The following is a 26,179-nucleotide window of genomic DNA, read 5'->3' as shown; positions in this document are numbered from 1 at the left end:
TCATCCTGCTGAGGCGGGTTCGGCACGCGTCGTGTCGGCGACGAGCGCGGCCCGCATGGTGGTCTCGACCAGGGCGGTGACGTCTTCCGGGGTGAGCCCTGCGGCGCGGGCGCGGTGCAGCCAGGCCACCAGCTCCTCGCGAAGCTCGGCCTGATCGGCCAGCGACGAGCCGGCGATGGTCCGGCGGACGAAGGTGCCGACGCCGGGGCGTCCCTCGACCAGACCTTCGATCTCCAGCTCGCGGTACGCCTTCAGCACCGTGTTCGGGTTGATGGCCAGCGACTGTGCGACGTCGCGGACCTTCGGCAACTGGTCGCCGGGCGTCAGCAGCCCCACCCGCAAGGCCTGTTTGACCTGCTGGATCAGCTGCACATAGGTGTTCACCTTGGACCGGCCGTCCAGTACGAACTCGATCACGAGACGCCCTTCTATTGTCCTACGACAGTAGGACTATAGAACAGGGTGGGCCCGCCGTGGGGCCCCTTCTACGGGAGTGTCGGGGGTGGCACCTAGCGTGCCGGGCGTGGGCATTCTGACCGAATACTTCGCGGCCACTCTGGACCAGGCGCGGGCCGCCGCCGAGACCGGGCCGGGCGACGACCTGGAGCCGCTGCGGTGCAAGAACGTCGAGCCGTTCGTGCTGGGCGGCGCGCTGTGGGAGGCAATCCGCGCGGGCCGGCTCGGGTCGCCGAGCGCCGGGCTGCACGCCGGCGGGGAGCGGATCGACGGCCACGACGACGAGGGTCCATACCTCATCCGGCTCGTGCCGGACTTCGTCGCGGAGCTGGCGGCCCTGCCCGACGAGCGCCTGCGGCCGGTCGCGGCCGAGTGGCGCACCGCCGAGGAGTGGATGGGGGAGCCGGAGGTGGAACTGCTGGCCGAGCTGGTGGCCGAGCTGCGGCGGGTGGCGCGGGCGGCGGGCGCGAAGGGGCTCGACGCCTACTGCTGGATGTGCCTGTAGGCGGGAGACGGGTGGAACACCACGGGCGGCACCTGGGGGATCGACGCCCGTGGTGTTCCACGATCGTGGGCTGACCTCGGTCAGCCGAACGCGGCCTCCAGGATGTCCAGGCCGCGACCCAGTTCGTCGTCGGAGATGACGAGCGGCGGCAGGAACCGCAGCACGTTGCCGTACGTGCCGCAGGTGAGGGTGAGCAGCCCGGCCGCGTGGCAGGCCGCCGAGATCGCCGCCGTGGCGGCCGGGTCCGGGGTCAGCGTGCCCGGCTGGACGATCTCCACGGCGAGCATCGCGCCACGACCACGCACCTCGGCCACGCGCGGGTCACGGGCGGCGATGGCGCGCAGCCGCTCGACCATGACCGCGCCGATCCGCTGGGCGGCGGCGGCCAGGTCCAGCTCGTGCATGGTCTCGATGGCCGCGAGCGCGGCCGCGCAGGCGATCGGGTTGCCCCCGTACGTCCCACCCAGGCCGCCGACGTGCACCGCGTCCATCAGCTCGGCCCGCCCGGTGACCGCGGCGAGGGGCAGCCCACCGGCGATGCCCTTGGCCAGGGTGACCAGGTCCGGCTCGACGCCCTCGTGCTGGCAGGCGAACCAGTCGCCGGTCCGGCAGAACCCGGTCTGGATCTCGTCGGCGACGAACACCACCCCGGCGGCGGTCGCCCACTCGCGCAGCGCCGGCAGGAAGCCCTCGGCCGGCACCACGAAACCGCCCTCGCCCTGGATCGGCTCGATCAGCAGCGCCGCCACGTTCTCGGCGCCGACCTGCTTCTCCACCATCTCGACGGCCCGCGCCGCCGCGGTCGCCCCGTCGAGGCCGCCGTCACGCAGCGGGTACGACATCGGCACCCGGTAGACCTCACCGGCGAACGGCCCGAACCGGTGCTTGTACGGCATGTTCTTCGCGGTCAACGCCATGGTCAGGTTGGTCCGGCCGTGGTACGCGTGGTCGAAGACCACCACCGCCGGCCGCCCGGTGGCGTGCCGGGCGATCTTCACGGCGTTCTCCACCGCCTCGGCGCCCGAGTTGAACAACGCCGAGCGCTTCTCGAAATCGCCCGGGGTCAGCGCGTTGAGCTGCTCGCAGACCGCCACGTACGACTCGTAGGGCGCGACCATGAAGCAGGTGTGGGTGAAGCGCTCGACCTGCGCCCGGACCGCCTCGACCACCCTCGGCGCCGAGTTGCCCACGTTGGCGACCGCGATGCCGGCCGCGAAGTCGATCCACTCCCGCCCGTCGACGTCGGTGATCGTCCCGCCGCCCGCGTGGTCGACGTAGGAGGTGATCGTGCTGCCGACGCCCCGGGCGACGGCCGCCCCGCGCCGCTTGTGCAGTTCCTCGCTCGACATGGGTCAGCCCTCGATGTTGTGCATGACGTGCTTGATCCGCGTGTAGTCCTCCAGGCTGTAGACCGAGAGGTCCTTGCCGTGCCCGGAGTGCTTGAAGCCGCCGTGCGGCATCTCGGAGACGAACGGGATGTGGGTGTTCACCCAGACGCAGCCGAAGTCCAGCCGGCGGGTCATCCGCATGGCCCGGCCGTGGTCCTTCGTCCACACCGAGGCGGAGAGGCCGTAGTCCACGCCGTTCGCCCAGCGCACCGCCTCGTCCTCGTCGGAGAAGCGCTGCACGGTGATGACCGGCCCGAACACCTCGTCCTGGATGATCTCGTCGGCCTGACGGACCCCGGAGACCACCGTCGGGGCGTAGAAGTAGCCGCGCTCGCCGACCTGGGAGCCGCCGGTGTCGACCTTCGCGTGATCCGGCAGCCGGTCCACGAAGCCGCGTACCCGGGCGAGCTGGTTGGCGTTGTTCAGCGGGCCGTAGAGCACGTCCTCGTCGTCCGGGGCGCCGGTCTTCGTGTTGCGGGCCTGCTCGGCGAGGGCGGCCACGAAGTCGTCGTGGATGCCCGGCCCCGCGAGCACCCGGGTTGCGGCCGTGCAGTCCTGACCGGCGTTGAAGTAGCCGCCCACCGCGATGGCCTCGGCCGCCGCCGCCACGTCCGCGTCGTCGAAGATCACCACCGGGGCCTTGCCGCCCAGCTCCAGGTGGGTCCGCTTGAGGTCCGGCGCCGCCGCCGCGGCGACCTCCATGCCGGCCCGGGTCGAACCCGTGATCGAGACGAACTGCGGGGTCGGGTGCGACACCAGCGCCCGGCCGGTGTCCCGGTTGCCGCAGACCACGTTGAACACGCCCGGCGGCAGGAACTCGGACGCCATCTCGGCCAGCAGCAGCGTCGACACCGGGGTGGTGTCGGAGGGCTTCAACACCACCGTGTTGCCGGCCGCCAGGGCCGGGGCGATCTTCCAGACCGCCATCATGAGCGGATAGTTCCAGGGCGTGACCTGGGCGCAGACGCCGATCGGCTCCCGCCGCACGTACGAGGTGTGCCCGGCCATGTACTCGCCGGCCGAGCGCCCCTCCAGCAGGCGGGCGGCGCCCGCGAAGAAGCGGAACTGGTCCACCGCCGGCGGCAGCTCCTCGTCGGCGGTGAGCTGGCGGGGCTTGCCCGTGTTGCGGACCTCGGCGTCGACCAGCTCGGCCGCCCGGGACTCCACGGCGTCGGCGAGCTTCAGCAGCGCCTTCTGCCGCTCGCCCGGGGTGGCGTCCCGCCAGGTCTCGAACGCGGCGGCGGCCGCCTTCATGGCCGCGTCCACGTCCGCCGCACCGGAGACCGGCGCCTGGGCGAAGACCTCGCCGGTGCACGGGTCGATCAGGTCGGCGAAGCCGCCGTCCACCGGGTCGACGTACTCGCCGTTGACGAAGTTGCGCAGCTGCTGCTGATCGCTCATCAGAAGTCTCCGAGGGGTGGCCGGGGGGAAGGTCTGCGGAGGTTATCGCAATCTGACTGCCATCTTGGCTACTGAATCCGAGGCAGACAAGGGTTTGAGCAACTGTTTCCGCGCGGCCCTGCGTGGTCTACGCTGCCGAGCGTGGAGCCGAGAGCCTTCTATGTCGCCGGCCGCCCCGCCCACGGCGAGGGTGAGCTGACCGTCACCCACCCGTACGACGGCCGGGCGGTGGGGCGTACCACCCTCGCCACGCCCGACCAGGTCGAAGCCGCCGTCGCGGCAGCCGCCGAGGTGGCCGCGGCGGCCGCGGCCCTGCCCGCGCACGTCCGCGCGGCGGCCCTCGACCACGTCTCCCGCCGGCTGGCCGACCGGGCCGGCGAGATCGCCGCGCTGATCACCGCCGAGAACGGCAAGCCGGTGAAATGGGCGAAGGCCGAGGTGGGCCGCGCGGTCTCCACCTTCCGCTGGGCGGCCGAGGAGGCCCGGCGCTTCTCCGGCGAGCTGCAACGCCTCGACACCGACCCGGCCGCCACCGGCCGGATCGCGCTGGTCCGGCGGGTGCCCCGGGGCCCCGTCCTGGGGATCACGCCGTTCAACTTCCCGCTGAACCTCGTCGCGCACAAGGTCGCCCCGGCCCTCGCCATCGGCGCCCCCATCGTGGTCAAGCCGGCCCCGGCCACCCCGCTCTCCGCGCTGCTGCTCGGCGAGATCCTGGCCGAGACCGACCTGCCCGAGGGGATGTTCTCGGTGCTGCCGCTGCCCAACGAGCGTGCCGCCGAACTCGTCGCCGACCCCCGGCTGCCCGTCGTGTCGTTCACCGGCTCCGGGCCGGTCGGCGCGGCCATCCGCCGGGCCGCCCCGGACAAGCACGTCACCCTCGAACTCGGCGGCAACGCCGCGGTGGTGATCTGCGAGGACTGGGCGTCCGACGGGGACCTGACCTTCGCCGCGCACCGGATCGCCACCTTCTCCAACTATCAGGCCGGGCAGTCCTGCATCGCGGTCCAGCGCGTGTACGTGCACGAATGGCTCTACGACGGCTTCCTGCCCCGGCTCGTCGCCGCCGTCGAGGAGTTGCGCACCGGCGACCCGGCCTCCGAGCTGACCGACGTGGGCCCGCTCGTCTCCGTCGAAGCGGCCCAACGCGTCGAGGCGTGGGTCGACGAGGCGGTCGCCGCCGGGGCCACCATCGAGGTCGGCGGACGCCGGGACGGCGCCACCTACCCGCCCACCGTGCTCAGCGGCGTGCCGTCGTCGGCCAAGGTCTGCACCGAGGAGGTGTTCGGGCCGGTGCTCGTGGTCGCCCCGGTCACCGACGCCCAGGCCGCGTTCACCGCGGTCAACGACTCGGCGTACGGGTTGCAGGCCGGCGTGTTCACGCACAACCTGCAGACCGCGTTCCTCGCGGCCCGGACGCTGGAGGTCGGCGGGGTGATCATCGGGGACGTGCCGTCGTACCGGGCCGACCAGATGCCCTACGGCGGGGTCAAGGGCTCGGGCGTGGGCCGGGAAGGGCTGCGCAGCGCCATGGACGACTACACCGAGCCGCGGGTCATGGTGCTGACCGGGGTGCAGCTGTAGTCCCCCGATCCGCACTGGCAGGCTAAGCCGATGGACCAGTCAGCGTGGCCCGAGGTGGCCGAGGCCGTGGCGGCCGCGCCGTACCCCGTCAAGGTGTTGCCGAACGACCCGGCGCGGTCGTCCGCGTGCCTGGCGGCATTGGAGATCACCGCTCGGTCCTGGCTCGGTGCCGTGGTCGCCAACACCGGGGGCTTGCTGGTCGACCACGGCTGGCTGCGGGTGCTCGGCAGCGGCCACGGCGGCCTGCCGGATGTGCCCGGCGAATCCGACCCCGCGCGCGGCGTGGTGGTCATCGGGTACGACGTGCTGGGCGGCCAATTCGTCTGGGCGCCGCCGCAACCGGCGGCCCGGCCGACCGTCCACTACTTCGGCCCTGACGACCTGGGCTGGCTTGACCTCGAACAGGGGTACGCCGACTGGCTGTACGCGGTCCTCGCCGGCTCGCTGACCCGCTTTTACGACACCCTGCGCTGGCCGGGCTGGGAAACGGAAGTCGCGGCCCTCGCGCCCGACCTGGGGCTCAGCGCCTGGCCGCCGCCGTTCACCAAAGAGGGCAAGGATCTCTCCCAGGTGTCGCGGAAGGCGGTGTCGCTGGCGGAGGCGGTGTCGTTCTACCAGGACGCCGCACGACAGCTCGGCTCCTGAGGGGCGGCTGCCGGGAGCTACCAGGTGCCGTCGTCGCGGACCCGGGCGGGGGCGCGCCCGAGCAGCAGTGTGGTGAGCGCGGCGTCGATGTCGTTGCCGAGGAACCACTCGCCGGCCTGATCGAGCGCGAAGATCCGGCCGTGCTCGTCGACGGCGATGATGCTCTCCTGCCGCTCGCTGCCGAGCGGGAACAGCCGGACACCGAGCACGGCGCCGAAATCGGCGAGGGTGTCGGCTGTGTGGGCGCCGCGTAACGGATTCGTGGTGAAACGGCTGATCCACACGTCCTGGCCCGGCCCCCGCCTCCGGCTGAGGATCGCTGGGAAGGCGGTGAGCGCCCGTTCAGCGGCAGGGAACGCCTCGTGACGATGGTGCTGTCCGGCGATCTCGCGGGTTTCGGCGATCGCACCCATCGCGAGGGCCTCGTTGAACATGCTGATCTGCCAGCCCGCGTCCACGAGTGCGTGCTGCACCGCGTCCGGGAATCGGCCCGGCTGGATGACCGACTGCGGCTCCGGGTGCCACTCCTCGGTGTGTGCCAGATCGGACCACGGGAGGGCGTTGAAGCGCACCAGGAAGGTGATGCACGAGTCGCAGGGAAGCTCCGCCGGGCCACCGACGGGGTCTCCCGGCTCGCGGATCCGGAAGACCTCGAGCCGGCTTGTGCCGAGGATCGCTCGGGCCTCCTCGATCGTCAGCGGCGGACGGTTCTCGGTGGCTCGGAGGTGATCCTGCTCGTGCAGGACGTCGGAAACGACGATCATCTCGGCGTGCCGGTCACCGCCCCGGACCAGGTGGCCGGTGGGCAGCTCGTCGAGATAGGACCGCACCAGCGGATGATGGTGCAGCTCGACGTCGCCCTTGGCGCCATGCGCGACGTGCGTACGACCGTCGACGGTGAGATGGGCCGCGGCACCGGGCGTGGGCAACCGGGTGATCTCCCGGAGCAGTTGGCCGGCCGGGTCGACGGTGCGCGGTGCGGGTGACGCGCCCGGCCGGCGCTGCCGGAACATCTGCTCGACGACGTCGGCCGGCACCCGGGGCCAGGTCGACAGCTCGCCGGTCTCCTTGTCGATGACCGTGGTCGGCAGGTCACCGGGAAGAGCCCGGGCCTCGGCGGACACAGTGGACGTGACCAGGTAGCCGAGGTCGAACTCCTCGACGACCGGAGTGCACGGAAATCCCAGGCGCTCGGAATCCCGTCGAGCCCAGACGGCGGCGAGTTGCTCGGCCTGCTGTCGTTCGATCACAGCCTGAAGTTACCGGACCCCACGGACTCCGTGGCGCCCGGTATGGTCGGCCCTACTGACGGTGACGGAAGGGGAGCGGCGGTGGCCGAGAGCGCGGACCGGGATGCGAACCGTGCGCTGCGTGCGCGGTTCGACGAGGTGTACGGCCAGTACCAGCGACTTCGGTCCGGTTTGGACGAACTGCAGATCAGACTCGCCGAGCTGCGGGTGACCGAACGCTCCGACGACGGCCAGGTGACGGCGGTCGTGGGCGCCCGCGGCGAGCTCATCAGCGTCGAGGTCGCTCCGTCGGTGTTCCGCGACCGGGACGCCGGCGCGCTGAGCCGGAAGATCACCGACACCGTGCTGCGGGCGTCCCGCGCCGCGGTCACGGCGACCCGTGAGCTGGTCGCCGGCTACCTGCCGCCCGGCTCGCCGTCGGTGGAGTTCCTGCGTACCCATGACTTCGGGGCGTTGCTGGGCCGGGCCGACGCCGTCCTGTCACGCGGCGAGTGACGGCATGGCCGACGGGGAGATCTGGCTGGATCCGGACCGGGCCCGGCGCGGCGGCGCCGACCTGGCCCTGGCCGGAGAGGCGGTCAGCACCTCCCGGCGGGAGGCGGGCGACCCGATCGCAGCGGCCGGCGCGCAGCGCCCGTGGGGCCGGGACGACATCGGGGCCGCCTTCGACAAGCACTACCAGGGCTACGCGGGGACCCTGCTGCGCGCCTGGGAGATTCTCGGCCGCTCGCTCGAAGGGCTGGGCACCGACGTGGTGCGTTCCGTCGCCGCCACGGTCGAGACCGACCTGACCAACGCCCGCCAGATCGGCGAGATCCCACACCAGCAGCACAACCCGCACCGGCCCTGGCGCTGACCACCGGAGGATCCGCGCGTGAGCATGCTGCCCAGCCCGATCCCGCACCCGCTCGACCACTGCCCCTGGGACGTGCCCGGCTGGATCTACGAGGCGCTCGACTGGGTCGTCGGCGTCGAGTGGCCGGAGGGCAACGAACGCGCCGTCTGGGACCTGGCCGACCAGTGGTACGGCGTCGCCGACGTCCTGGCCGGCCCGCGCAACGACGCCACCACCGCTGCCGGCGAGGTTCGCAGCGGATATGGCGGCGTCGGCCTGGTGGCGCAGGCGTTCGACATCGCCTGGGGCAGGGTCGCCGAGGGCGAGGACGCGCCGCTGCACGTCCTCGTGGCGGCGACCGGCGAGCTGGGCAAGCTGGTCGACTCGTGCGGCTGCGACATCGAGGGCGCCAAGCTCGAAGCCTGGATCGAGCTGGGCATCCTGGTCGTCGAGCTGCTCTCGCTCGCGGTCGCCACCGTGCTGACCCTGGGCGCCGCCTCGCCGGCGGCCGGTGCCGCGATCGCGGCCAGCCGGGTCGCCGTGCAGCAGATCTTCAAGCGGCTGGTGGCCCAGTTGGCCCGCAAGGCCGTCAAGGAAGGGCTGAAGGAGGCCGGCGAACGGGCCGCCAAGGAGGTCGTCAAGAGCGGCGCCCGGGGGCTCGCCCGCCGGGCCGCGCTGGGCGGCCTGGTCGAGGCGGGGCAGGAGGCCGGCACCAGCCTGGCGACCCAGGCCTACCAGAACTCCACGGGCCGCCGGGACGGCCTGGACCTGACCGACGTGGGCATGTCGGGGCTCGGTGGCTTCGCCGGCGGCGCGGCGGCGCCACTGGCCGGCCTCGGGCGGCACGTGAACGGGCGGTTCGCCCAGGTCGGGGAGCGCTTCGGTCGGGAGATCGCCGGCGAGACCCTGGCGGAGAGCGCGGCGGGGCTCGCCACCGGTCAGGACCTGTCGCTGGAGGACATCGCCCGGGCAGCGGCCTCCGGCGCCAGCGGCTCCGCCACCGGGCAGGCTGACAGCGCCCTGCACCACCGGCTCGACCAGAAGCTGGGCGGTCTTCCCGCACAGCCGGTGGCCCTGGGGCTCCCGCCCGCGGACGACGCGGCCGGCCTCATCCCCTCCCAGCGAACGCCGGACCCGGCCCCGCTCCTCGGGGATTCCGGACTGGCGTCTCAACAGGCGGCCGATACCGCCTCGGCGTCGATCCCCCCGCCACCGCTCGTCGGCGGCGGGCCTCCGGCGCACCCCCTGTCCCTCGACGCCACGGCGGGTGGCGGCGCTACACCAGCTCATCGGGTGGATGTGCAGGTGACGACCGGCCCTCCGACCGCGGAGGTGACGACGAGCCCCGCGCGGGTGGAGACGCCAGCCAGCTTGGCACTCTCGTCCGTGGCGGTTGAGGCACCTGTTTCGGCCACGTCCGGCTCGGACGCCGCGGAGTCCAAGCCCGTTCCGGTCAAGGGTGCTGTGATGCCCGAGGTCGGTACGTCGAACCAGGCACCGGTGCAGGCGGCTGTCACGCCCACCGCTGTGGGTCCGTCCACCCCCGTCGCCGTACCGCCGCAAAAGAGTGTGTCGATGCCGCCGAACCACCCGCCGGTGGGCGCCGTGACCGGGCAGGCCGGGCCGGTGCCGGAGCATCCGTACGCCGGATCAGCCGCGGGCCCAGGAACGGGGGCGCCGGTCAGGGGACCAGATGGCCGGCCTGCCCCGAATCCCCGATTTCCGCTGCTGGAATCTCTGGCCCCGCAGCATCCGGCAGCAGACCCGCTGCCGACGCTTCCCGGCCCCTCCGATCCGATGCCGGCGCGTGGGACGACGGCCCAGGAACGGGCCGCCCGACTCATCGCGGACCGGGAGGCGCTCGACCGACGCCGCTATCAGGGCTACCTCCAGCACCAGCGGAAGCTGTATGAGGAGAACAGGCGGCAGGCTCAGCTGAGGGAACTGCGCGACGTAGCCGAGCAGCACTATGAAGCCGCGCGCTGGCTTCTCCAGCGCGCGCACGAGCTGCGCGAGACCGGGCGACACGACCTCGCCGACGAGCACGTTCGTGAGGGGCGGCGTAGGGAGCGGCTCCACTACCGAGCCGTCGACGCGGCTGAGGCCGTGCGTGCCGGCGAGTTGCGGCCCACCGAGGTGACGGTCGAGGACGACCTCGACTTCTACCGGATCAATGACGATGTCGCCGACCTCGCACTCGGTGCCGTGGAGACGCCGGACCACTCGGCGCTCACCGGCCACGGCCATCCACCGCCGATCGACCGCTCCCGCCGCTACGGCATGCGGGGCGGTCTCCGGCCACCGCTCGCACTGCACCAGACCGACCTGGAACGACAGATGCCGCGCAATCCCGACGGCAGTGTGGTGCGGACCCCCGATCCCCGGCGGGGCGGGTGGTTCCAGCTGGCGAACGACGGTGGCCCCGCGGCGGACGCCACCCGGGGCATCAACTGCCTGGACTGCACGTTGTCGCTCTTCGAGACCTGGATGCACGGTCGGCCGCGGGTCTCCGCGCCGCGTACCTTCGACGGCTACCTGCTCGGAGACGTCCGTCAGCCGGTGGGCGGCGAGGTGGACGGGCCTCTTCGGGTCGAGGAGATTACGGGCGGGCGGTTCCAGAACCTTTGCCCGGCCGCCCTGCCCGGGGCCTCCGACCACGACACGCGTGCGGTGATCGAGGACGGTTACCGCGACCTGCGCGGGCAACTTCTGGCGGGCGGCCATGGCAGCTACGCGTTCCTCATCACCACGTACGAGGGCGGTGGCTCACACGCCTGGGTGGCGCTGAACCAGAACGGCACGGTCCTCTACCTCGACCCGCAGACAGGTCGGATGGGAGGGCATCCGCTCTACACCCACAGCGGTATCCCCAGTCCCCGCAACGTGGTGGGCGTCGACGCCCTGGTGCTCGGTCCCGACGGCCGGCCGATGCCGCTCGCGGGCCGGCCGCCGGGTGACTACAACGTCCTGCCCGACCCGGTGGAAGCACCGGCGCCGCCCCGACCGCTCGACCCAGCACCACCACCGCCCGTCGACGGTGATGCACCGGACTTCAACCACGTCCACCTGCTCGGCGAATCCACCACCTTCCACCACCGGCCGGACGGCACCTCGTTACCCGGCAGCGCTCCGGACGCGGAGCCGGAGGCGGTCCAGTTGCGGAACGAGCACCGGGACGCGCACGCCGACCGGATCGCCGCCGGGCTGTACGTGCGCGACGCGCTGGCCGCGAGCGCGAGCCTGGACGAGGTCTTCGCCGCCGGGGTGACCCCGGTCGAGCTGGCCCAACACGTCGACGGGCCGACGCTGCAACGGCTGGTGCCGGAACTGGACTCGGCGGCAGCCGGCGACCTGACGCGTCTGCTCGCCGACCCGCGCGTCCGGCAGATGCTCGACCACACGTGGGAGGCGCCGCCACGAGGCGAGGAGCTGTTGGCCGAAACCCTGGTACGGCAGCTCGCGCAGCGGCCCGACCTGGTCCGGATGATCCTCTCGACACCGGAACTCGCCAACTCGCTGACCGCCCGCCCCGTCACCCTCCACCACCTGGCCAGCCACCAGAAGGCAATCGACGTCCTCGACGCGGCGTTGCATGACATCGCAGAGCGGGGGCCGGCGGTAGTGGCACGAGAGGAATCACGTCAGGCTGCGGCTACTCCGCTGACCGAGGAACAACGCCGAATCAGTGCGTCGTGTGAGGTGGAAGGAAGCGATCCGGTTCAGCCCGGCTTCGATCAGGCCCGCCGCAACGACCAGGCATATCGCCGGCAGTATCTTGATCAGCTCTATCGAGATGCGGCTCTCGTGCAGCCGGAAATAACGAGTCTCGCGCGAAAGGTGGCGTCGCGCTCAGCCGGCGGGGCGGTAGCGAGCCCGAGGCCCGGGCCCAAGGACAGGCAACGCGCCGAAGACAAGGTGGTCAAGTACGGCGGGGACGTGTCGTCGCTGACGGACCTGGCTGCCGCCAGTGTTTCGTTCGACGACCTGGCTGACTTGTACGAGGCTCTCGGGTCGCTCCATCGAGAATTGGAAAACGACATCGTCTACTTTGAAGACCGCCTGGTTGTGCCACAGAAGAGCGGGTATTGCGACATCCTTATGATGTTGCGTACCTCAACCGGGCACATTGCCGAATTTCGTCTGCAACTAAAAGCGCTTGACCGGGTTGCTGAGTGGGAACACGCCCTGTATGAGGTCGGGCGAGATGTGAAGGCGGTTGCCGAACAAGAGGGTCGTAGCATGTCGGCGATGGAGCGCGCTCTGCGGGGCGGTCTTCTCCGGCAGGCACGGCACTTCTTTTGGGAAGCGTTGCAGACATCGATAACGAGGGATCGCACGCGTGACTGACATGCCCGACCTGGAGCTGCCTGCCTACTTCAGCTACTACAGGTCGCCGGTGAAGATGGTGCCCACGTCCGACGGCGGTCTCATGGCCTGGCGTCTGTCGATCGACAGCGGCGGGTGGGAGCCGGCAGTCGATCTCGTCGACGAGATCCTCTTTGCCGTTGGTGGGGAGATCAGCGTCCTGACCGCAGACCAGTTCGTTCAGCGGACGGAGTACCACCGAGGTCGCTACCTCCAGGGAGAGGGACCCGTCTTCGCGCTCTACGAGACAGTGAAAGCCATCGCGGACGCCGCCGAAGCGGAACGCCGACGCCTGACGATCGAGGAGGCGGCGTTGATCAAGGGCATACATCGGCGGACGTTTGTGATGTTCGAGGAGCAGCTTCAGCAGGCTGGCGATCCCGGCGCCGACCCCACCATCGCCGCCGCCGCGTCCTGATCCCGCCGTCGAAATGACTTGCCGGCCGCCGTCCCAGGAGAGAAGGTCCCGGCATGTCTGATGCGGCTACCAGCACCGGGACCGATCGACCCACTCCCCAGTTCGCCTGGTCGAACATGTTCGTCACGCCCGAGGACGACCCCCGTTCGGAGGGCGGGTTCGACGACGAGCTGAGCGTCCTGGTCAACTACCTGAGGGATCAGCGCCTCACCCTCGAACTCAAGTGCGCAGGCCTCGACGCCGAGCAGTTGGCCCGGCGGTCCGTCCCACCGTCGCCCATGTCACTGCTGGGGTTGGTCCGGCACATGGCGGAGGTGGAGCGGGGCTGGTTCCGCCGCACGATGGCGGGCGAGGACGCACCGCGGATCTGGCGGGACCAGGCGAACCCGGACGCCGACTTCAACGGCGCCGTGGGCGACCCGGCCGTGATCGAGGAGGCTTGGGCGGCCTGGCGGGAGGAGGTCGCGTACGCGGAGCGGTTCGTCGCCGAGGCCCCGAACCTGGACGTCAAGGGGCGGCACGGCGACGGGGAAATCTCGTTGCGGGAGCTGCTCGTGCACATGATCGAGGAGTACGCCCGGCACAACGGCCATGCCGACCTGCTGCGCGAGTTGATCGACGGCCGTGTCGGCCAGTGATCCGTTCCGGGGCGGCTACGGTGATCCGATGACCGGTTCGCCACGACGTCAGGCAGCCTCCTGGGTCGCGGGCCTGCTGATCGGGTTGGTGATCGGCTTGCTCACCATCGGCGGTGCCGCCGGGGCGGCCTTCGGAATCGGCATCGGCCTGGCCTTCGGGATCGCCCTCGCCAACATCCCCACCCGCAACCCCGGTCCGAACCGCGACGCCGATCCGGAGGACGGCCGGCCGTGACGACGGGCGGAGTGCCGTACCGCCCGCCGGCCGACGTGGCGGAGGCGCTGCGCGTACAGGAGGAGTTGCGCTCCCGGGTCGACCTGGTCGGGCCGGGGCCGACCGCGCCCGCGACGGTCGCCGGGCTGGACGTCGCCTACGCGGAGAGCGGTGACCGGCTCGCGGCCGCTGTCACGGTGCTGGACGCGGCCACCCTCGCGGTGGTGGACGAGGCGGTGAGTGTGGGCCGGCCGGCGTTCGACTACGTGCCGGGGCTGTTCGCCTTCCGTGAGCTGCCGGCGTTGCTGGCGGCCCTGGAGCGGTTGACCGTCCGGCCCGACCTGCTGGTCTGCGACGGGCACGGGCTGGCGCATCCGCGTCGGTTCGGGCTGGCCTGCCATCTCGGGCTGGTGACCGGGCTGCCCGCGATCGGAGTGGGGAAGACGCCGCTGGTCGGGGTCTGGGACGAGCCGGCGCCGGAGCGCGGCGCGTGGACGCCCCTGCGTGACGGCGGTGAGGTGGTGGGTCGGGTGCTGCGAACCCGCGACGGGGTGAAGCCGGTCTTCGTCAGCGTCGGACACCGGATGAGTCTGGACAACGCGGTCGACCGGGTGCTGGCGGTGACGCCCCGGTATCGGCTGCCGGAGACGACCCGCACGGCCGACCGGCTCTGCCGCCAGTCACTTCCCGCCGACCGCCCAGCCGCCGCACCGGCCGGCCATGGCGATCCGGCCGCGAGCGCCTGACGGCCAGCCGGACCCGAACCAATCTTGCGCGCGCCGATGTGAATCTTGGACAGTTGCCGTTCGGAGCGAACGGTAAGTGTCCAAGATTCCCGCTGCGCCTGACGGCAACCGCCGCGCCCGACGGCAACCGTCGCACTCGGGACCTGCCGCGCCTGACGGCAGCCGCCGCGTCCGTAGCGCACTGCCGGGCCCGACGGCAGCCGCCGCGGGACTGCCGCGCCTGACGGCAATCGCCGCGCCCGTCTAGAACCGCCGCGCCCGTCTAGAACCGCCGCGTGCGTCGGGAACTGCCGCGCCTGACGGCGACCACCGCACTCATCGGGAACCGCCGCGCCTGACGGCAGCTGCCGCGTCCGTCGGCGACGGCGATCCGGGCCACGAACGGCCCGAAGTGATCATGCGGGTGGGCCGGGTCGCGTCGAGGATGGAGCGGGTGTCGCGGGGTGTCGCGGCACACATGCGGGGCGCTCGATGAGCTGGTGCCCCTCCAGGCCGGTAGTAACCTGACCGGCGGATCCCGTCCGGGGCGGAAACGGTGAGGTGGAGATGTCGGTGAGGCGACACGCGGCGCGGTGGGCCACGGTCGGCGTGATGCTGGGCGGCCTGGTGGCCGGCGCGGCGTCCCCGGCGCTGGCCGCCGACGACCGGGTGGAGGTGCGCTCGGCGAGCCGTTTCACAGCCGGCGGCTCGGCGGGCACGGTGGCGGTCGAGGTGCGCAAGCGCACCGACGGCTGTGTGCTGCTCCGCACCGCGCTGGGGCTGCGGCTCGACGGGCTGCGGGCGGACCAGGTCCAGGTGCAGGTGGCCAGCGGGGGCCGGTGGTGGCCGGTGCCGCTGTCCGGCGGTGGCGGCGCGGTCGCCACGACGCAGACCTCACCCGCCAAACCGACGCTCTGCAAGGGCAAGGGGATCACGGTCCGCTACCGGGTGACCTTCCTGGCGGGCGCGACCGGCGGCCAGCTGGACGTGGTCGGCGAGGCGAGCGCCGCGAACGGCCGGGTGCTGGGCCGGTCCGCCGCTTCGGCACGGGTGGTGGGTGCGAAGCCCACCGCCAGCCCCAGCCCGACGCCGTCCCGCAAGCCCTCGCCCACCCCGAGCGCCGTCGTGACCACGCAGGCCGAGACCGGCACCACCTCGGCGGTGGCTGCCGGGCTCGACCCGGCCGCCGGCACCGCGGCCGACGACTCGTCCTCCGGAGGTTCCCCGATCATGTGGTTCGGCATCGCGCTGGTGCTCGTCGGCGTCGCGTTGATCGTGCTGCTGGTCCGCCGCAGCCGCGCGGAGAAGACGGACGGGCAGCCGGGCGCCGGTCACCCGCCGGTCCCGCTCCCACGCGGCAGCACGACCTACCGCTCGGGTGCGCCCGCCGGTCAGGTGTACGGGCAGCAGCCGCCCGCCCCGACGCCTCGCCCGACCGGGAGCGTCTACGGCGCCCCCACGGTCACGACCGACCGGCCGGACGGCGAGCCGCCGGCCGCCGCGGGCGGCGACGCCACGACCGTGCTGCCTCGCGTGCCCCGCTGAACCGGAACCCGGCCGGTCGCCGGGGTTACGGTGACGGTGGGTGACGGCGACCTGACCGGGTCGCCGCGCACCGGCCGCCGGGTGCCGCGATGTGGCGCGGTGCCCGTGCCGGTTCGCCGATAAGATCGCGTGCGCCGGACGGCACCGCCGACCGGTGAGACCGCATACGTGGAAGGAGCCGCGCTGTGGCCCTGGACCCGCAGTTGCTCGAGATCCTCGCCTGCCCGGACACGCACCACGCACCGCTCGACTACGACCCGCAGGCCCAGACGCTGACCTGCACCGAGTGCGGTCGGATCTTCGAGGTCCGGGACGACGTCCCGGTGCTGCTCCTCGACGAGGCGCGCGGGGGCCCCGCGGCGGACGACGCGCGCGGCGGCTCCGCGTCGCCGCGATGATGGAGGGTACGGCCGGGGTCAGCGGGCACCGGCACGCGGACGAGTCACTGCTGGACAATCCGGACCGGCTGGCCGAGCAGGATCCGGGCGGGATGCTCCGGTTCACCGCCTCCGCCGGCGCCCAGGTCCGTGAGTCGGCGGCGCTGGCCGCCGAGGCGAACCTGACCGTCCTCGCCGACGAGGGCCGCCCGCGGGCGGTGGTCATCGCGGGCATCGGCACCGCCGGGCGTACCGGCGACGTGCTCGCCACGGTGGCCGGGCCGCGCTGCCCGGTGCCGGTGATCCCGCACCGCAGCGCCGGCGTGCCGGGCTGGGTGGGCGCGGCGGACGTGGTCATCGCGGTGAGCGCCTCCGGTCGCAGCCCCGAGGCGCTGGGCGCCGCCGAGGCCGCGCACCGGCGGGGCGCCCGCCTGGTCGCCGTCGGCGCGCCGGACTCGCAGCTCCAGTCGGTGGCCGAGCGGGCCCGGGCGCCGTTCATCCCGGTGCCCCGGCGCGCCCCGGCCCGGGCCAGTCTCTGGGCGCTCACCGTGCCGGTCCTGCTCGCCGCCCGTACGCTCGGGCTCGTGAAGGTCAACGAGGCGGACCTGGCCGAGACCGCGGCCCGGCTGGATGCCGACGCCGACCGGTGCCGGCCCACCGCCGAGTCCTTCGTCAATCCGGCGAAGTCGCTGGCCCTGGGCCTGTCCGGGTCGATCCCGATCGTCTGGGGCTCGTCGCCGCTGGCCACCGTGGCGGCCCGCCGCTTCGGTGACACGCTCTCCGCCAACGCCCGCTACCCGGTGGTCACCGGGGCGTTGGGCGAGGCGGGCCGGGGCCGGGTCGGTCTGCTCGACGGCGTCTTCGGCGGCCTGGTCGAGGGGGAGCGGGACATCTTCGCCGACCCCGGCGAGACCGAGACCGACGCCACCCGGCTGCGGCTTGTGCTGCTGCGCGACGGCGGCCTCAACGCCGAGGACGACACCGACGAGCCGCTGGCCGTCGAGGAGCGCCGCGCGGACGCGGTGCAGACCCTCGCCGAGCGGCGCGGGGTGCGCTGCGACGTGGTCACCGCGGAGGGCGGGTCCGCGCTGGAGCGCCTCGCCTCGCTGATGGCGGTCCCGGATTTCGCCTCGGTCTACCTCGCCCTGGCACACGGACTGGACCCGATGGCTGTGCCGGCCATCACCGAGATGAAGGAGCTGGCGAACCAGTGAGCACGTGCGGCATCGGGTGGGGAGAAGCGTGAGCGCAAACGGGGGGACCCGGGCGATCGTCGCCGCCCTGGCGGCCAACGTCGGCATCGCCGTCACCAAGTTCATCGCGTTCCTGCTGACCGGCTCCTCGTCGATGCTGGCCGAGTCGATCCACTCGGTCGCCGACTCGGGCAACCAGGGCCTGCTGCTGCTCGGCGGCCGGCGGGCCAAGCGGGAAGCCACCCCGGAACACCCGTTCGGCTACGGCCGGGAGCGCTACATCTACGCGTTCATCGTGGCGATCGTGCTGTTCAGCGTCGGTGGCCTCTTCGCGCTCTACGAGGCGTACCACAAGGCGCAGCATCCGGAGCCGATCACCGAGTGGCAGTGGGTCCCGGTGGCGGTCCTGGTGATCGCGATCGTCATGGAGAGCTTCTCGTTCCGGACCGCCATCAAGGAGTCCAACCACATCCGGGGTGACCAGTCCTGGGTGCGCTTCATCCGTCGGGCCAAGGCCCCGGAGCTGCCGGTGGTGCTGCTGGAGGACTTCGGCGCGCTGATCGGTCTGGTCTTCGCGCTGTTCGGCGTGGGCCTGACGCTGATCACCGGCAACGGCATGTGGGACGCGGCCGGCACCGCGATGATCGGCGTGCTGCTGGTGGTCATCGCGATCACGCTGGCCATCGAGACCAAGAGCCTGCTGCTCGGCGAGGGCGCGGAACGCCACGATCTGGCGAAAATCGAGCGGGCCGTCACCGAGGGGCCGGAGGTCGAGCGCATCATCCACATGAAGACGCTCTACCTGGGCCCGGAGGAGCTGATGGTGGCCGCGAAGATCGGGGTGGCGGCCTGCGAGACCGCCGAGGAGCTGGCCCGGGGCATCAACGCCGTCGAGGCGCGGATCCGCGCCGCGGTGCCGATCGCCCGGGTCATCTACCTGGAGCCGGACATCTACAGCGTGGCGGCGGACCGGGCGGGCACCGGGCAGGCCGCGCACACCGCCGTCCCGCAGCCGGACGCCGACACCGACGGCGACGAGACCGCCGGACGGCCCGGGAGCTGACCGTGGAGCTGTTGCAGGGCCGGATCCGGGACTACGCCTGGGGCTCCCGCACCGGGATCGCCGAGTTGCAGGGGCGTCCGGTGCCGAGCGCCGGGCCCGAGGCCGAGCTGTGGCTGGGCGCCCACCCGGGCGCCCCGGCCACGGTGGACCGGGCCGGCAGCCCGGTCGACCTCACCGACCTGCTGGTCGCCGAGCCGGCGCACTGGCTGGGCGAGGGCCTCGTCGGCCGCTTCGGCACCCGGCTGCCGTTCCTGTTGAAGGTGCTGGCGGCGGACGCCCCGCTGAGCCTCCAGGCCCACCCCGACGCCGAGCAGGCCCGGGCGGGCTACGCCGCGGACGCGGACCGGGTCAACTACGTCGACCCGTACCACAAGCCGGAGCTGCTGGTCGCGCTGTCGGAGTTCGAGGCGCTCTGCGGGTTCCGCGACCCGGCCGGGTCGGCGGCGGCGATCGCGGCGTTCGGCGTACCCGCGCTGGAGCCGGTGGTGGCGGCGTTGCGCACCGGGCCGGCGGGGCTGCGGGAGGCCGTACGCCTGCTGTTGAGCTGGCCGGCGGCGGAGCGGGCCGGGCTGGTGGCGGACGTGCTGGCGGCGCAGGTCGCCGGGCCGGACGCCGAGCTGGCCCGGGCCCTGGCGGTCGACTACCCGGCCGACCCGGGGGTGGTGGTGGCGCTGCTGCTGCACCACGTCCGGCTGGCGCCGGGCGAGGCGATCTGGATGCCGGCCGGCAACCTGCACGCCTACCTGCGGGGCACGGGCGTGGAGATCATGGCGGCCAGCGACAACGTGCTGCGCGGCGGGCTCACGCCGAAGCGGGTGGACGTGGACGAGCTGCTGCGGGTGCTGCGCTTCGAGGTGCTCGACGAGCCGGTGGTCCGGCCGGAGGCGGTGGCGCCCGGGGTGGTGACCTGGCCGGTGCCGGTGGAGGACTTCGCGCTGCACCGGGTCGAGGTGACGCCCGGCGGCCCGGAGGCGCGGCTGGCGCTGCCCGGCCCGCGGGTGGTGCTCTGCCGTGCCGGCGAGCTCGTCGTGGACGACGGGGTGGGTCGTGTCACCCTGACGGCCGGCCGGGCGGCGATCGGCGCCGCGGCGGGCGGCCCGCTGGTGCTCGGTGGCGACGGCGAGGCGTTCGTCGCCACCGCCGGCGTGCGCTGACCAGCCCCGGCGAGGCGAGCAAATCCGACTTTCCCGAAATGGCTTGACGCGCTCGTGACGTGGTGTGACTCTATGGATACGCAGCGTTGTCGCGACGAAGGTCTCGGTAACGCGCGGGGGAACCAAACCGGGGGGATGCACGGGGCGGCCGGGCCGTGAGCGGAAAGTCCGTTCACGACCGACCGCCCCGTGCGCTGTCCGCCGACCGGACCACCGCCTCGTCGGTCAACCGGGCACGGGAGAGGAAGTCCACGCGCGTAAGGTGGAAGGCTGCGCAGTCATCGTTCGACAGGAGCTTCCATGACCAGCACCCTCCCGGCGGCCCCCCGTGGCGCGTCGTCCGGAGCCCGGCCGAGCACCCTCGCCGAGGGCGACTACAAGGTGGCGGATCTGTCGCTCGCCGCGTTCGGGCGTAAGGAGATCCGGCTCGCCGAGCACGAGATGCCCGGGCTGATGGCGATCCGTCGCGAGTTCGCCGAGGCCCAGCCGCTCGCCGGCGCCCGCATCACCGGCTCGCTGCACATGACCATCCAGACGGCCGTCCTCATCGAGACCCTGGTCGCGCTCGGCGCGCAGGTCCGCTGGGCGTCCTGCAACATCTTCTCCACCCAGGACCACGCCGCGGCCGCGATCGTCGTCGGCCCGGAGGGCACCCCCGAGGCCCCGGCCGGCGTCCCGGTCTACGCCTGGAAGGGCGAGAGCCTGGAGGAGTACTGGTGGTGCACCGAGCAGGTGCTCACCTGGCCCGACGGGCAGGGCCCGAACATGATCCTCGACGACGGCGGCGACGCCACCCTGCTCGTGCACAAGGGCGCCGAGTTCGAGAAGGCCGGCGTCGTGCCGCCGGTCGAGTCGGCCGACTCCGAGGAATACGCGGTCATCCTCCAGCTGCTGCACCGCTCGCTCGCCGAGGACGGCCAGCGCTGGACCCGGATCTCCGCCGGCATCAAGGGCGTGACCGAGGAGACCACCACCGGTGTGCACCGGCTCTACGAGATGCACCGGGCCGGCACGCTGCTCTTCCCGGCCATCAACGTCAACGACTCGGTGACCAAGAGCAAGTTCGACAACAAGTACGGCTGCCGCCACTCGCTCATCGACGGCATCAACCGCGCCACCGACGTGCTGATCGGCGGCAAGATGGCCGTCGTCATGGGCTACGGCGACGTGGGCAAGGGCTGCGCCGAGTCGCTGCGCGGCCAGGGCGCCCGGGTCGTGGTGACCGAGGTCGACCCGATCTGCGCGCTCCAGGCGGCGATGGACGGCTACCAGGTGGCCACCCTGGACGACGTGGTCGAGCAGGCCGACATCTTCATCACGGCGACCGGCTGCTTCAACGTCATCACCCACGAGCACATGGCCCGGATGAAGCACCAGGCCATCGTCGGCAACATCGGCCACTTCGACAACGAGATCGACATGGCCGGCCTGTCGAAGCGCTCCGACGTGACGCGGGAGAACATCAAGCCGCAGGTCGACGTGTGGCGCTTCGAGGACGGCCACGCCATCATCGTGCTCTCCGAGGGCCGCCTGCTGAACCTGGGCAACGCCACCGGCCACCCGAGCTTCGTGATGTCGAACTCGTTCGCCAACCAGACGATCGCCCAGATCGAGCTCTTCACCAAGACCGACGAATACCCGGTCGGGGTCTACGTGCTCCCCAAGCACCTGGACGAGAAGGTCGCCCGACTGCACCTGGGCGCGCTCGGCGCCAAGCTGAGCACCCTCACCAAGGAGCAGGCCGCCTACCTGGGCGTGTCCCAGGAGGGCCCGTTCAAGCCGGAGCACTACCGCTACTGAGTTCCGCACCCGGAGGGGACCGGAGCCGGCCGCCGCGCGGCCGTTCCGGTCCCCTTCGCGTACGCGGGGGAAAGCCCCGGTGATCTGCGCGTGTCGGGCTGCGGACGGTCCGGGTGACATGGCCATGAACGACTTGACGGCCGGCCCGATCAGGAGGAAGGTATGGCTGCCCTAAGTTAACTGAGGCGTGCCTTACCGACTACGGAGTACCGATGTTCGCCACGTACCTGATCGGCCTGCGGGAGGGTCTGGAAGCGACCCTGGTGGTCAGCATCCTGGTCGCCTTCCTCGTGAAGTCGCAACGGCGTGACCGGCTGCCGCAGGTCTGGGCCGGTGTCGGCCTGGCCGTCGTGCTCTCCGTCGTCTTCGGCTGGCTCATCGAGTACACCTCGACCTCGCTGCTGGCCCGCTCCGAGGACCGCGAGCTGTTCGAGGCCGTCACCTCGGTCGCCGCCGTGGTGTTCGTAACCTGGATGATCTTCTGGATGCGCAAGGCCGCCCGGACGATCGCCGGCGAGCTGCGCGGCAAGCTCACCGAGGCGCTCGCCGTCGGCTCGCTCGCGGTCGCCGGCATGGCCTTCCTCGCGGTGATCCGGGAGGGCCTGGAGACCGCCCTCATCTTCTACTCCGCCGCACAGAGCGCGGCCGGCGGCACCGGCGCCGGTGCGCTGCTCTCCCTGGCCGGTGGCGTCGCCACCGCCGTGGTGATCGGCTTCCTGCTCTACCGCAGCGCCCTGAAGATCAACCTGAGCAAGTTCTTCACCTGGACGGGCGCGCTGCTCATCCTGGTCGCCGCCGGCATCCTCAAGTACGGCGTGCACGACTTCCAGGAGGCCGGCGTGCTGCCCGGCCTGAACAACCAGGCGTTCGACATCTCCTCGACGCTCGACCCGAACGCCTGGTACGGCGCGCTGCTCGCGGGCATGTTCAACATCACCGCCGCGCCGACGGTGCTGGAGACGATCGCCTGGGTGGCGTTCGCGGTCCCAGTGCTCGTCCTCTTCCTGCGCAAGCCGGCCGCCCCGGCCCGCCCCGCCGCACCCGCCGCCCCGCCGGCCCCCGCCGCCGCGCCCGAGCCGGCCCCGGCCGGCGACGCCGCGACCACGCCGGCCGAACCGGCTGCCGCCGAGGCATCCACCGACACCGCGCCCCAGCGCGCCTGACCCGCCCGTTTCCGAGGAGACACCACCGATGCGTACCACTCGATTCGTCGTGCCCGCCGCCGCCGGGATGCTCGCCGTCGCCGGACTGGCCGGGTGCGGGGGCGGTGACGACTCCGACGCCAAGGCGGGCGGCCCGATCACCGTCAAGGCCACCGACAGCGCCTGCGAGGTCGGCAGCACCGAGATCGAGGCCGGGCAGGTGACCTTCAAGGTGACCAACTCCGGGTCCAAGGTCAACGAGTTCTACGTCTACGCCGCCGGTGACCGGGTGATGGGCGAGGTGGAGAACATCGCCCCCGGGCTGAGCCGCGAGCTGCGCGTCGAACTGCCCGCCGGCACGTACGAGACCGCCTGCAAGCCCGGCATGAGCGGCCGCGGCATCCGGGGCGCGCTGAAGGTCAGCGGCACCGTCGCGACCGTCGCCCCCGACGCGGCCCTCGGCCAGGCCACCGCCAGCTACCAGCGCTACGTGCAGAGCCAGACGGCCGCCCTGCTCACCAAGACCGAGGAGTTCGTGGCCGCGGTCAAGGCCAACGACGTGACCAAGGCCAAGGAGCTGTACCCGGTGGCCCGCACCTACTGGGAGCGGATCGAGCCGGTCGCCGAGAGCTTCGGCGACCTCGACCCGAAGATCGACGGCCGCGAGGAGGTCGTCGAGGAGGGCATGCAGTTCACCGGCTTCCACCGGATCGAGAAGGACCTCTGGACCACCGGCGACGTCAGCAAGGACGGCGCCATCGCCGACCAGCTCCTCGTCGACGTCAAGGCGATCGTGGCCAAGGCCAACGCCGAGAAGCTCACCCCGCTCCAGCTCGCCAACGGCGCCAAGGCGCTCCTCGACGAGGTCGCCAGCGGCAAGATCACCGGCGAGGAGGAGCGGTACTCGCACACCGACCTCTGGGACTTCAACGCCAACCTGGAGGGCTCGAAGGCGGCCATCGCCGCGCTGCGCCCCGCCCTGGAGCAGCGCTCGCCCGACCTGGTCAAGCAGCTCGACACCGAGTTCGCGGCCGTCGAGGCCGCCCTAGGCAAGCACCGGGCCGGCGACGGCTGGAAGCTGCACACCCAGCTCAGCAAGGCCGAGCTCAAGGAACTGTCGGACAGCATCAACGCCCTGGCCGAGCCGATCAGCAAGGTGGCCGCGGTCGTCGCGCGATGACGACCGGGTCCGGAGGTGACGTGATGAGCGAACCGAGCACCGAGGAGCCGACCCGCGGGACCGGGGTGTCCCGGCGCCGGGCCATCACCCTGGCCGGAGCCGGCGTGGCCGGCGTCGCCGGGGTGGCGGTCGGCGCGGGCGCCCTGTTCGGCGGCGGCGACCAGGCGTCCGCCACCGAGACGGCGGCCGGCGCGGTCCCGTTCCACGGCGAGCACCAGGCCGGCATCACCACCCCGGCCCAGGACCGGCTGCACTTCGTGGCGTTCGACGTCATCACGAAGGACCGGGCCCGGCTGGTCGCGCTGCTCCAGGAGTGGACCGCCGCCGCGGCCCGGATGACCGCCGGCAAGGACGCCGGGCTGATCGGCGCGGTCGACGGCGTGCCGGAGGCCCCGCCGGACGACACCGGCGAGGCGCTCGGGCTGCCCCCGTCGCAGCTCACCATCACCGTGGGCTTCGGCCCGACGCTGTTCCGCGACGCCCAGGGCCGGGACCGGTTCGGCATCGCCGACAAGCGGCCCGCCGCCCTGGCCGACCTGCCGCACTTCGCCGGTGACGCGCTCAAGCCGGAGCTCTCCGGCGGCGACATCTGCGTCCAGGCCTGCGCCAACGACCCGCAGGTGGCGGTGCACGCCATCCGCAACTTGGCCCGGATCGGCATGGGTGTGGTCAGCGTCCGCTGGTCCCAGCTCGGCTTCGGGCGTACCTCGTCGACGTCGCGGGGGCAGGCGACCGCGCGCAACCTGTTCGGCTTCAAGGACGGCACCGCCAACCTCAAGGCCGAGGAGACCGACCTGCTCCGCGAGCAGCTCTGGGCCCAGCCCGGGGACGGCGCCGACTGGATGACCGGCGGGTCCTACCTGGTCACCCGCAAGATCCGGATGCTGGTCGAGACCTGGGACCGCAGCCCCCTCGCCGAGCAGGAGATGATCGTCGGGCGGACCAAGGGCAGCGGCGCGCCGCTCGGCAAGCGCGCCGAGTTCGACGAGCCGGACTTCGCCGCCAAGGGCGACGACGGCGAGCCGGTGATCGCCGAGACGGCGCACGTCCGGCTCGCCCACCCCGACCAGAACGACGGGGCCCGCCTGCTGCGCCGCGGCTACAACTTCGTCGACGGCTCGGACGGGCTCGGCCGGCTCGACGCCGGGCTCTTCTTCATCGCCTACCAGCGGGACCCGCGCAAGCAGTTCGTGCCGATCCAGACCCGGCTCGCCCGCAACGACGCGATGAACGAATACCTGCGGCACGTCTCCAGCGGCCTGTTCGCCTGCCCGCCCGGCGTCCGCGACGCCGCCGACTGGTGGGGCCGGGCGCTCTTCGCCTGACCGGTCAGCGCCGGGCGTCGACCGAGGTGGGCTGCCCGCGTACCGGATCGGGCCGGTCGGGGACGGCGCGCGACGGCGCGGCGGGCCGCAGCAGGGCCGGTGCCGGCGCGGTGGCCGGCGCGGGCGCCAGCTCGGGCCAGAGCGTGGCGGTGACCGCCCGGGCCCGACCCAGCCGGTACGCGGCCCGGCGACCCCGCTCGGCCAGCACCGCGGCCAGGTACGCGGGCTCGGGCGCGACCCACGGCGGGGGCGGCGAGGTGACGGCCGCGACCTCCGCCCACAGCTCCCGGCCCAGCCGGATCCGGTCCGCCGAAGCGAGCTGGTGCAACCGGCCAAGGTACTGCCGCACGGCCAGCGCCAGCCCGTCGTCAACCCGGGTCAGGTCGAGGGTGCCCGCCCAGCCGAGCAGCGGCGGCACGGGCGGCGGGGCCGGCCGCCAGCCCCCGGCGCCCCGGGTGTGCACCACCAGCGTCCCGGCCACCAGATCACCGAGCCGCCGCCCGCGCGGGTCGGTCAGCATCACGGTCACGCTCGCCGCCCAGCTCAGCAGCGGCAGCACCAGGCCCGGCCACTCCACCGCCACGCCCACCAGCGCGCGGGTCAGCGACTGGCCCACCCCGACCGGGCCGCCGTCGGCGCGGACCACCCGCAGCCCCACGGCCAGCTTGCCGAGCGTCCGGCCGCCGGCGAAGCGCTCCATGAGCACCGGATAACCGACCAGCACCAGCACCAGCAGCACGAGCTGCATCCCGCCGGCCAGCGCGGCGTCCATGATGTCCCCCGGCAGGCTGAGCACCAGCACCGACAGTGCCGCGCCGAGCGCCAGCCCCACCGCGAGCTGGGCCACCAGGTCGATCAGGAGGGCGAGCACCCGGGAGCCGAGCCGGGCGGCCCGGACGTCCAGCTCCACCGCCTCGCCGCTGACCAGACCGGCGTCGGCCCATGCTGCCGGTGGGGGAGGTTGCGCGCACACCCCGAC

General features: G+C 72.6%; 24 protein-coding genes. 19 read left to right on the top strand and 5 right to left on the bottom strand.

The window, feature by feature from the left end; genetic code table 11:
* Positions 1–417, bottom strand: a complete 417-nt coding sequence (locus tag ABZ452_RS25200) for a GntR family transcriptional regulator (RefSeq protein ID WP_357947520.1) — start codon at positions 415–417, stop codon at positions 1–3.
* A 106-nt stretch (positions 418–523) separates the two neighbouring features.
* On the opposite strand from ABZ452_RS25200, the gene ABZ452_RS25195 reads away from it, so the two are divergent.
* Positions 524–961 (top strand): hypothetical protein, encoded by a 438-nt coding sequence (locus ABZ452_RS25195; RefSeq protein ID WP_357947517.1) that lies wholly within the window; start codon positions 524–526, stop codon positions 959–961.
* 80 nt (positions 962–1,041) lie between these two features.
* On the opposite strand, the gene gabT is transcribed toward ABZ452_RS25195, so the two are convergent.
* Together gabT and ABZ452_RS25185 are read right to left on the bottom strand one after the other, a co-directional pair.
* Positions 1,042–2,310, bottom strand: coding sequence for a 4-aminobutyrate--2-oxoglutarate transaminase (gene gabT, locus ABZ452_RS25190; RefSeq protein ID WP_357947514.1), 1,269 nt, complete (start codon positions 2,308–2,310; stop codon positions 1,042–1,044).
* Positions 2,311–2,313: 3 nt separating this feature from the next.
* On the bottom strand, positions 2,314–3,750 hold the full coding sequence (locus ABZ452_RS25185; RefSeq protein ID WP_357947511.1) for a gamma-aminobutyraldehyde dehydrogenase: 1,437 nt from the start codon (positions 3,748–3,750) through the stop codon (positions 2,314–2,316).
* Positions 3,751–3,891: 141 nt separating this feature from the next.
* On the opposite strand from ABZ452_RS25185, the gene ABZ452_RS25180 reads away from it, so the two are divergent.
* On the top strand, positions 3,892–5,331 hold the full coding sequence (locus ABZ452_RS25180) for an aldehyde dehydrogenase family protein (protein ID WP_357947508.1): 1,440 nt from the start codon (positions 3,892–3,894) through the stop codon (positions 5,329–5,331).
* A gap of 30 nt (positions 5,332–5,361) precedes the next feature.
* Positions 5,362–5,976, top strand: a complete 615-nt coding sequence (locus ABZ452_RS25175; protein WP_357947505.1) for a DUF2625 family protein — start codon at positions 5,362–5,364, stop codon at positions 5,974–5,976.
* 17 nt (positions 5,977–5,993) lie between these two features.
* Here the strand turns inward: ABZ452_RS25175 and ABZ452_RS25170 are convergent, their stop codons facing one another.
* Positions 5,994–7,226 carry an SUKH-3 domain-containing protein gene (locus ABZ452_RS25170; protein WP_357947502.1) on the bottom strand — a complete coding sequence of 411 codons (1,233 nt, stop codon included), beginning with the start codon at positions 7,224–7,226 and terminating at the stop codon, positions 5,994–5,996.
* Positions 7,227–7,307: 81 nt separating this feature from the next.
* Here ABZ452_RS25170 and ABZ452_RS25165 point away from each other — a divergent pair, with 81 nt between their 5' ends.
* The 16 genes from ABZ452_RS25165 to efeB all read left to right on the top strand — a co-directional run bounded on the left by ABZ452_RS25165 (position 7,308) and on the right by efeB (position 25,200).
* The gene (locus ABZ452_RS25165) at positions 7,308–7,721 is read left to right on the top strand and encodes a YbaB/EbfC family nucleoid-associated protein (RefSeq protein WP_313722956.1); all 414 of its coding nucleotides are present in this window, start codon (positions 7,308–7,310) and stop codon (positions 7,719–7,721) included.
* A gap of 4 nt (positions 7,722–7,725) precedes the next feature.
* Positions 7,726–8,082 (top strand): hypothetical protein, encoded by a 357-nt coding sequence (locus ABZ452_RS25160; RefSeq protein ID WP_357947498.1) that lies wholly within the window; start codon positions 7,726–7,728, stop codon positions 8,080–8,082.
* A gap of 24 nt (positions 8,083–8,106) precedes the next feature.
* Positions 8,107–12,408: a toxin glutamine deamidase domain-containing protein gene (locus ABZ452_RS25155; RefSeq protein WP_357947774.1), complete on the top strand. Its 4,302-nt coding sequence runs from the start codon at positions 8,107–8,109 to the stop codon at positions 12,406–12,408.
* A 1-nt stretch (position 12,409) separates the two neighbouring features.
* The gene (locus tag ABZ452_RS25150; protein WP_357947771.1) at positions 12,410–12,844 is read left to right on the top strand and encodes a hypothetical protein; all 435 of its coding nucleotides are present in this window, start codon (positions 12,410–12,412) and stop codon (positions 12,842–12,844) included.
* Between the two features lie 53 nt (positions 12,845–12,897).
* Positions 12,898–13,482, top strand: a complete 585-nt coding sequence (locus ABZ452_RS25145; RefSeq protein ID WP_357947495.1) for a DinB family protein — start codon at positions 12,898–12,900, stop codon at positions 13,480–13,482.
* A gap of 28 nt (positions 13,483–13,510) precedes the next feature.
* Entirely contained in the window at positions 13,511–13,717 is a 207-nt protein-coding gene (locus tag ABZ452_RS25140) for a hypothetical protein (protein ID WP_357947492.1), read from the top strand.
* Positions 13,714–14,442, top strand: a complete 729-nt coding sequence (gene nfi / locus ABZ452_RS25135; protein ID WP_357947489.1) for a deoxyribonuclease V — start codon at positions 13,714–13,716, stop codon at positions 14,440–14,442. The genes ABZ452_RS25140 and nfi overlap by 4 nt, the downstream gene beginning before the upstream one ends.
* Before the next feature lie 546 nt (positions 14,443–14,988).
* The gene (locus ABZ452_RS25130; protein ID WP_357947486.1) at positions 14,989–15,966 is read left to right on the top strand and encodes a hypothetical protein; all 978 of its coding nucleotides are present in this window, start codon (positions 14,989–14,991) and stop codon (positions 15,964–15,966) included.
* A gap of 185 nt (positions 15,967–16,151) precedes the next feature.
* A complete protein-coding gene (locus ABZ452_RS25125) occupies positions 16,152–16,364 on the top strand; it encodes a Trm112 family protein (protein ID WP_151465048.1) in 213 nt (70 codons plus the stop codon).
* Positions 16,361–17,557, top strand: a complete 1,197-nt coding sequence (locus tag ABZ452_RS25120; protein ID WP_357947483.1) for an SIS domain-containing protein — start codon at positions 16,361–16,363, stop codon at positions 17,555–17,557. Before ABZ452_RS25125 ends, ABZ452_RS25120 begins: the two co-directional genes overlap by 4 nt.
* A 28-nt stretch (positions 17,558–17,585) precedes the next feature.
* A complete protein-coding gene (locus tag ABZ452_RS25115) occupies positions 17,586–18,599 on the top strand; it encodes a cation diffusion facilitator family transporter (protein ID WP_357947480.1) in 1,014 nt (337 codons plus the stop codon).
* Between the two features lie 2 nt (positions 18,600–18,601).
* Entirely contained in the window at positions 18,602–19,753 is a 1,152-nt protein-coding gene (manA, locus tag ABZ452_RS25110) for a mannose-6-phosphate isomerase, class I (RefSeq protein WP_357947477.1), read from the top strand.
* 300 nt (positions 19,754–20,053) lie between these two features.
* The gene (gene ahcY, locus ABZ452_RS25105) at positions 20,054–21,553 is read left to right on the top strand and encodes an adenosylhomocysteinase (RefSeq protein ID WP_357947474.1); all 1,500 of its coding nucleotides are present in this window, start codon (positions 20,054–20,056) and stop codon (positions 21,551–21,553) included.
* Between the two features lie 212 nt (positions 21,554–21,765).
* Complete coding sequence (gene efeU / locus ABZ452_RS25100) at positions 21,766–22,716, top strand: iron uptake transporter permease EfeU (RefSeq protein WP_357947471.1); 951 nt, start codon at positions 21,766–21,768, stop codon at positions 22,714–22,716.
* Between the two features lie 28 nt (positions 22,717–22,744).
* A complete protein-coding gene (gene efeO, locus ABZ452_RS25095) occupies positions 22,745–23,875 on the top strand; it encodes an iron uptake system protein EfeO (RefSeq protein WP_357947468.1) in 1,131 nt (376 codons plus the stop codon).
* A 23-nt stretch (positions 23,876–23,898) separates the two neighbouring features.
* Complete coding sequence (gene efeB, locus ABZ452_RS25090) at positions 23,899–25,200, top strand: iron uptake transporter deferrochelatase/peroxidase subunit (RefSeq protein ID WP_357947465.1); 1,302 nt, start codon at positions 23,899–23,901, stop codon at positions 25,198–25,200.
* Positions 25,201–25,204: 4 nt separating this feature from the next.
* Here the strand turns inward: efeB and ABZ452_RS25085 are convergent, their stop codons facing one another.
* Positions 25,205–26,173, bottom strand: a complete 969-nt coding sequence (locus ABZ452_RS25085; protein ID WP_357947462.1) for an RDD family protein — start codon at positions 26,171–26,173, stop codon at positions 25,205–25,207.
* Between the last annotated feature and the right edge of the window lie 6 nt (positions 26,174–26,179).

Origin of the sequence: Micromonospora sp. NPDC005707 (genome assembly GCF_040631005.1) — a bacterium.
GTDB lineage: Bacteria > Actinomycetota > Actinomycetes > Mycobacteriales > Micromonosporaceae > Micromonospora.
Note: the sequence above shows the minus strand (reverse complement) of the source record. Positions and strands in the feature narration are given on the sequence as shown.